At 66.9% G+C, this 6,248-nt stretch carries 6 protein-coding genes, 1 tRNA gene, 1 other RNA gene and 1 pseudogene; 5 read left to right on the top strand and 4 right to left on the bottom strand.

The genetic code is table 11. The features are described 5' to 3' along the window. Positions 1 to 248 (bottom strand): hypothetical protein (locus tag HMPREF2883_RS15300; protein WP_218079149.1); only part of this gene is annotated, 248 nt, incomplete at its 3' end. A gap of 72 nt (positions 249 to 320) precedes the next feature. Between HMPREF2883_RS15300 and HMPREF2883_RS13445 the strand changes: the two genes are divergently transcribed. Continuing rightward, positions 321 to 977 (top strand): recombinase family protein, encoded by a 657-nt coding sequence (locus HMPREF2883_RS13445; protein WP_256277495.1) that lies wholly within the window; start codon positions 321 to 323, stop codon positions 975 to 977. Then, positions 904 to 1,995, top strand: a pseudogene (locus tag HMPREF2883_RS15695) (recombinase family protein); the annotation flags it as partial. The gene HMPREF2883_RS13445 and the pseudogene HMPREF2883_RS15695, both read left to right, overlap by 74 nt. Before the next feature lie 135 nt (positions 1,996 to 2,130). On the opposite strand, the gene HMPREF2883_RS15690 reads toward HMPREF2883_RS15695, so the two are convergent. Next, a complete protein-coding gene (locus tag HMPREF2883_RS15690) occupies positions 2,131 to 2,526 on the bottom strand; it encodes a hypothetical protein (RefSeq protein WP_256277494.1) in 396 nt (131 codons plus the stop codon). 361 nt (positions 2,527 to 2,887) lie between these two features. Further along, a tRNA-Ile gene (locus HMPREF2883_RS13435) sits at positions 2,888 to 2,982 on the bottom strand. A 205-nt stretch (positions 2,983 to 3,187) separates the two neighbouring features. Between HMPREF2883_RS13435 and HMPREF2883_RS13430 the strand changes: the two genes are divergently transcribed. Both HMPREF2883_RS13430 and HMPREF2883_RS13425 read left to right on the top strand, forming a co-directional pair. Further along, on the top strand, positions 3,188 to 4,090 hold the full coding sequence (locus HMPREF2883_RS13430; RefSeq protein WP_070663095.1) for a Nif3-like dinuclear metal center hexameric protein: 903 nt from the start codon (positions 3,188 to 3,190) through the stop codon (positions 4,088 to 4,090). Between the two features lie 46 nt (positions 4,091 to 4,136). Further along, on the top strand, positions 4,137 to 4,871 hold the full coding sequence (locus HMPREF2883_RS13425) for a zinc ribbon domain-containing protein (protein WP_070663094.1): 735 nt from the start codon (positions 4,137 to 4,139) through the stop codon (positions 4,869 to 4,871). Positions 4,872 to 4,905: 34 nt separating this feature from the next. Here HMPREF2883_RS13425 and HMPREF2883_RS13420 read toward each other — a convergent pair whose 3' ends face one another. Continuing rightward, positions 4,906 to 5,715, bottom strand: coding sequence for a YaaA family protein (locus tag HMPREF2883_RS13420; protein WP_070663093.1), 810 nt, complete (start codon positions 5,713 to 5,715; stop codon positions 4,906 to 4,908). A gap of 87 nt (positions 5,716 to 5,802) precedes the next feature. Here HMPREF2883_RS13420 and rnpB point away from each other — a divergent pair. After that, positions 5,803 to 6,194, top strand: an RNA gene (gene rnpB, locus HMPREF2883_RS13415) — RNase P RNA component class A. Positions 6,195 to 6,248 lie beyond the last annotated feature (54 nt).

Here is a 6,248-nt window from a genome sequence, read left to right as displayed (position 1 = left end):
TGATCCACGGCGGCCCCGCCGCCATCCCCACCCCGCAGGTCAGCAACCAGACAAGCTGACACACCAAAAGGAGGCATATCTCGACGAGAAAGACACCAAGTAACAGCCTGCCATTTCTGGGGCGGCATGCCAAGGACATTGAGGCGAATATTGCGCACAGCAGACAACCACCAAACCGTGGCCCGTGCGGAAACTCGCGGATTGCCGCCAGGGGTCAAGCGAAAACCAGACTGGACTTTTCCGTCCATCTGAGCGTCAATAGAAAGAGGAGAAACACACAACAACGGATAGAGAGTAAGAAATACGAGAGGAGGACGCAGATGACAAAGCAGACAACAACGAACGCACAGGAGCAGCCGGCCGCGCTCGCCGCCGTGCCAACCGCCGCGCTCGCCGCCGTGCCAACCGCCGCGCTGGACAGCCAGGCAGGCACTGGGCCGATCGCCATCTTCTACGGCGCGGCCCACTACCCCTTCGAGCTGGCTCGGCAACGGGAGCTGGTGGAGGACTACGCCGAAGCAACCGATCTCAACCTGGTCACCGAGTTCCACGACCGACAGACGCGCCAGTACGGGCTGCGGATGCTGCTCGATGCCTGCCAGCGCGGTGGGGTCGAGTACGTCATCACGGCGAGCTGGCCCACCCCCAACCTCACCACCACCGAAGCAGACGCGGTAACCGAGCAACTCGCAGCCAGTGGCGCCCTCCTGGTCTGCCTCAATACCTGGCAGCCGGGCGACGGCACCCCACCAGCCTGGTGGAACGACGAGGAGGGTGAGTGGATGCGGCAGCTCGACGCGCTCAGAGAGGAAGAGCGCAGCCAGCGTGAGCAGAGCAGTGAACATAGCCAGCCTGGCGAAACTGGTGGAGTCGAGCAGGTCGGGGAGTCCGGCCAGCCCAGCGATGTCGACCAGGGCAGTCGAACCGGCAACGCCAGCGAACAGAGCGAAACCAGCAAGGAGGTGCACCATGCCTGACGCACTCGCCCCCGATCCCTTCACCGCCATGGCGGCGCAACTGACGCCCAAGCGCGCCGTCTCATACATCCGCGTCTCCACCCGCGAGCAGGCTCAGCGCGGTGGGTCGGAGGAGGGCTTCTCTCTGCCGGCTCAGCGGGAGGCGAATAAGCGCAAGGCCCAGTCGATGGGCGCCCTGGTGGTCAAGGAGTTTGCCGACCGCGGCGAGTCAGCCCGATCCGCCAACCGGCCTGAGCTACAGAAGATGCTGGCCTACCTCAAAGAAGACGGCGGGATCGACTACGTCATCGTCCACAAGCTTGACCGGTTAGCACGTAATAGGGCGGACGATGTGGAGATCAACCGGGCGTTCGAAGAGGCGGGGGTGCGGCTGGTGTCGACCAGCGAGAACATCGACCAGACGCCTGGTGGGATGCTGCTGCACGGCATCATGAGCTCCATCGCCGAGTTCTACTCCCGTAACCTGGCTAATGAGGTCATGAAGGGGATGGGTGAGAAGGCCAGGAACGGCGGCACGCTGGGCAAGGCGCCGCTGGGGTACATCAACGTCCGCGCCAGAGACGAGAACGGCCGAGAAGTCCGCACCATCGCCCTGGATGAGGAGCGCGCACCACTCATCCGGCTGGCGTTTACGGAGTATGCGACGGGGCAGTGGACGACGAAGAGGCTCGCCGCGCACCTGCATGATCGGGGGCTGACGACCGTGCCGACGGCCCGCAAGCCGGCCAAGGCGGTGACGGGTGCCCAGCTGCATCGCATGCTGCGCCACCCCTACTACAAGGGCGTCATCTCCTTCCAAGGCGTGGAGTACCCCGGGGCGCATGAGCCCTTGGTGGATGAAGAGACCTGGAGCCAGGTGCAGGCCGTGCTGGACTCCCATCGCTTCGGAGAACGCGAACGCCAACACAACCACCACCTCAAAACGACGGTGTACTGCGGCCTGTGCGGTGCCCGCCTGCTGGTGCAGAACACGCGCAACAGCAAAGGCGACCTCTACCCCTACTTCATCTGTGCCAGGCGGCAGCGAACTCACGACTGCTCCTTCCGTGCCGTCCTCATCGACGTCGTCGAAGAGCGGATGAGCGCGCTGTACCGGACGATCCAACTCAGCAGCCAGGATCGCCAGCTGGTGGAGCAGTACGTTCGAGAGGAGCTACACCACCTTGAGCGTGACAAAGATCGGACAATCCGCTCTCTGACGACCAGGCGGACGAACATCGAAGACAAGCGCCGCCGCCTGATGCACGCCCACTACGAAGGAGCCATCCCCCTTGACCTCCTCAAAGAGGAACAGACCCAGCTCACGGCCGAGCTGAACCAGATCGAGCGCCAGCTGGCCGCCTACCAAGCCGATGCCGCTGAAATCCACCAACGCCTCACCCAGGCCCTTGACCTCCTCGAAGACTGCCACCGCCTCTACCAAGCCGCCCCACCGCACCTGAAGAAGCTGCTCAACCAAGTCTTCTTCGAGCGAGTACTGGTCAACCCAGCGGTGGATGAAGACGGCCGAGTCATCCTGCCGGAAGATGGAACGAATGATGACAGACACAGGACCATGACCGATCCAGCAGCTGGCGACTGCCCGATAGGGGAGAGTGACGACGGGCCATTGCAGCACACCGCAGCACCGCGCCTACTAGCCGACGCCAGCAACAACGCCAGCCTGGCAGCCGACCTCCGACAGCCCTTCACCTGGCTGACCAGCCGCCGAATGCACAACGTCGCACGACAGCACCGTGCGACCTTGTTGCAAGACAACCCGCAAGAAAACTGGGACAACCAAGTCGACTGCCCCATCACCAACACCGTCTGCAACGACGAAGCGCTCACCAGTGGTGGTGAGCGCTTCGCATCGTCATCAACCAACCCAGACCGTGTTACTCATGACCTAGGTTTGGGTAAGGCTATCGTGGTACCCCCACTGGGATTCGAACCCAGGACCTTGTGCTTATCAGGCACGATACGAGGTATAAGCTCGCTGCTCTAACCGCTGAGCTATGGGGGCGCGGCCACGACGTCGACGGCGTCGAGGAGGTCGACGCTGCCGGCACCGGAGGAGCCCAGCAGCGCGAAAGTAGGTTACCCCAGATGGCGGCCGCGTCGGTCGTTTTCCTCACTGTGTTCCGTCAGGCACGCCCTCACGCAGGCGCCGCGGGTATCCGAGCTCCTCACGCCTCAGGAACTGCCCGCCCTACCGCTAGCCTGGTCGCATGAGTCACACGTCTGCACCCGCATCTCCTGAAGCCGGCCACGAGCCCTCGCGCAGCACGTCGGAAGGCCACCTGACCGTCGGCGACGTCGTCGCCCTCGTGGAGGCCGCTGTGCCTCCCGGCCTGGCCGCCTCCTGGGACTCCAACGGGCTCATCTGCGGCGACCCCGCTGACCCGGTGCGCAGCATCCTCCTGGCCGTTGACCCGGTGGCAGCCGTCGTCGATGAGGCCATCAACGCCGGCGTCGACATGGTCATCACCCATCACCCCCTCTACCTGCGCGGAACTGACCACGTGGCGGCCACCGACCCCAAGGGGCGTTGCATCCACCGCCTCATCCGCGCCGGCATCGCGCTCCTCAACGCCCACACCAGCCTCGACGCCGCCCACGGGGGAGTGGCCGACGCCCTGGCCGAGCGGGTCGGGCTCGTCTCCACCGTGCCGCTCGAGCCTGACCCCGCCTCCCCGGATCAGGGCATCGGACGGATCGGCACGCTCCCTCAGCCCGTCACCCTGCGCCGGCTCGCCGAGGACGTCGCTGCAGCCCTGCCCGACTCGGCCCCCGGCCTCCTCGTGGGCGGGGACCTGGACGCCGTCGTCGAGCGCATCGCCGTCTCAGGTGGGGCGGGCGACTCTCTTCTGCAACAGGCCCGCGAGGCCGGAGTCGACGTGTTCCTCACCGCCGACCTGCGCCACCACCCCGCCTCCGAGCACCTGGAAGCCGGCCGCCCCTACCTCCTGTGCGGCACCCACTGGGCCACCGAGTGGGTCGGCCTGGAGCCCCTGGCCCGCAGGCTCACAGAAGACGCCCACACCCGCGGAGCCTCGCTGTGCGTCCAGGTCTCCCGCATTGTCACGGACCCGTGGGCGCTGCGCCTACCCACCGGACCAGACCGGGCATGAGAGGATTCGCAGCAACAACTTGTACGCACCTGAAGGAGCACACGCCGTGACAAGCGCCCCCATCGCCCAGCAGCGCCTTCTCATCGACCTGCAGGACCTCGACTCCCGCCTGGCACGGCTGCGTCACGAGCGCAAGCACCTTCCGGTCCTCACCCGCATCGAGTCAGTCATCGAACGCCTCAAAGCCAACAAGCGCGCAGCTATCCAGGCGGAGGCCGCCCTCGACGAGGCCAAGAAGCAGGCCACCCGCAGCGAGAACGAGGTCGCTCAGGTGGTGCGCCGCGCCGAGGTGCTGCGCGAGCGCCTCCACTCCGGAACCAGCGCGGCCCGCGACCTCTCCGCCATCCAAGGGGAGATCGACCAGCTCGGCCAACGCCAGTCAGCCTTGGAGGAGGCGCAGATCGTGGCCATGGAGGCGCTCGACTCCGCCCGGCAGGAGGCGGAGCGCCTCAGCCAGGAGGAGTCAGAGATCCGTACGGCCGGGCGGGAGCTCACCGCCAAGCGCGACGCCGAGTTCGCCCGACTTGATGAGGAGATCGAGTCCCTGGAGAACCAGCGGGCAGACCTGGCCGGAACCATTGAGGCACCCCTCCTGGCGGATTACGAGGCCGTGCGCGCCTCCACCGGCGGGCTCGGCGCAGTGGCCCTCAGGGGACGAACCGTTGAGGGTGGCGCCGTCGAGATCAGCCCCCAGGAGCTGGCCCGCATCGTGGCCGCACCGGCCGAGGAGGTCATCCACGCCGAGGAGAACGATGTCATCATCGTGCGCATGGACATCTGACGGCGGCCGCGTCTGACGCCGGCCGCCACCGGCCTCAGCGAGTCACCAGGGTGAGCACCCGTCGCCCCTGCCGGTCCGGCTCGCAGACCTCGACGTCGTCGATGCCCTCCAGATGGCAGGCGATGGTCGCGATGTCGTCCGCGTGCACGTGCACAGGCGCGGACCCGTCGGCGACTGCCCTGAGGAGCTCCCCGGTGAGCAGCCCGCGAGCGTGCTTGGCCATGTGGGAGACCACCTTGCGCGAACCGTCGTCCGCGGTGCGCACCACGCGCACACTCACGACCTCGACGCCGTCGCGTGCGGACGGCTTCCACGCGGCCGCATAGTCCGCCGACCGACAGTCAACCACCGGCCCCTGTGCAGCCATGTCGGTGAGCGACGGCGCCAGGTGCGGCTTCCAGAACGCTGGCAGGCGCCCCAGTCCGGGCAGGGACGTGCCCATCGACAGGCGGTGGTCGGGCACCAAGTCAGTGGGGGACAGGATGCCCCACAGCCCCGAGAGAACGACGCAGTGACGCTCCAGCGCAGCCCGTCCAGCCGCCTCCTCGGCGATCGAGTCGAGCCCGGCGGCCTCGTACAGGACCCCGGTGAACAGCTGATGAGCGGGGGAGCAGGGTGAGATCTCCAGCTCCAGGTTCGTTCTTACGTGCTCGGCGCTGCGCGGCCCCAGCCCCAGGACGGAGGCTCCCTCGGCGCTCCGGCTCACCTCAGCCAGCGCCGACATCACCTCGCGACGCGCAGCAGTGAGCCTGTCCGCGCCCAGAAGCGAGTCGAGATCCAGCGACGGTCCACTGGCAGGAGCGGTCTTTCCCTCAGAGGGAGGAAGCAGGATCAGCACCCGCACATGATAGGCGGCTCCCAGCAGATCAGGGGCCGATGGCGGACGAGACCGCGCGCTGACGCCCCACGGCGCTACACTGAACCGCGCGGACGAGCCGACCGGGCGGCCGCGGTACCGGCCACCGCCTTCATGGCGGTGGCGGGCTGAGGAACGTCCGGGCTCCACAGAGCAGGGCGGTGGCTAACGGCCACCCGGGGTGACCCGCGGGACAGTGCCACAGAGAGTAGACCGCCCATCGGATACCGGTGGGTAAGGGTGAAAGGGTGGGGTAAGAGCCCACCAGCGCGGCGGGTGACCGTCGCGGCTCGGTAAACCCCGCCCGGAGCAAGACCGCACAGCTGGCGCTTGAAGGCTGCTCGCCCGAGTCAGCGGGTAGGTCGCATGAGGCCGCTGGTAACAGCGGTCCAAGATGAATGGTCGCCACCGCCCAGGCCGGCAACGGCGGACGGCAACAGAACCCGGCGTACAGGTCGGCTCGTCCGCCCTATCGAAGGTGTTGAAACGGCTGTGGCCCGCCAGGATCCTGGCGGGCCACA

It is taken from the genome of Actinomyces sp. HMSC075C01 (assembly GCF_001812965.1).
Classification (GTDB): domain Bacteria; phylum Actinomycetota; class Actinomycetes; order Actinomycetales; family Actinomycetaceae; genus Actinomyces; species Actinomyces acetigenes.
This window is presented reverse-complemented; position numbering and strand designations above follow the sequence as displayed.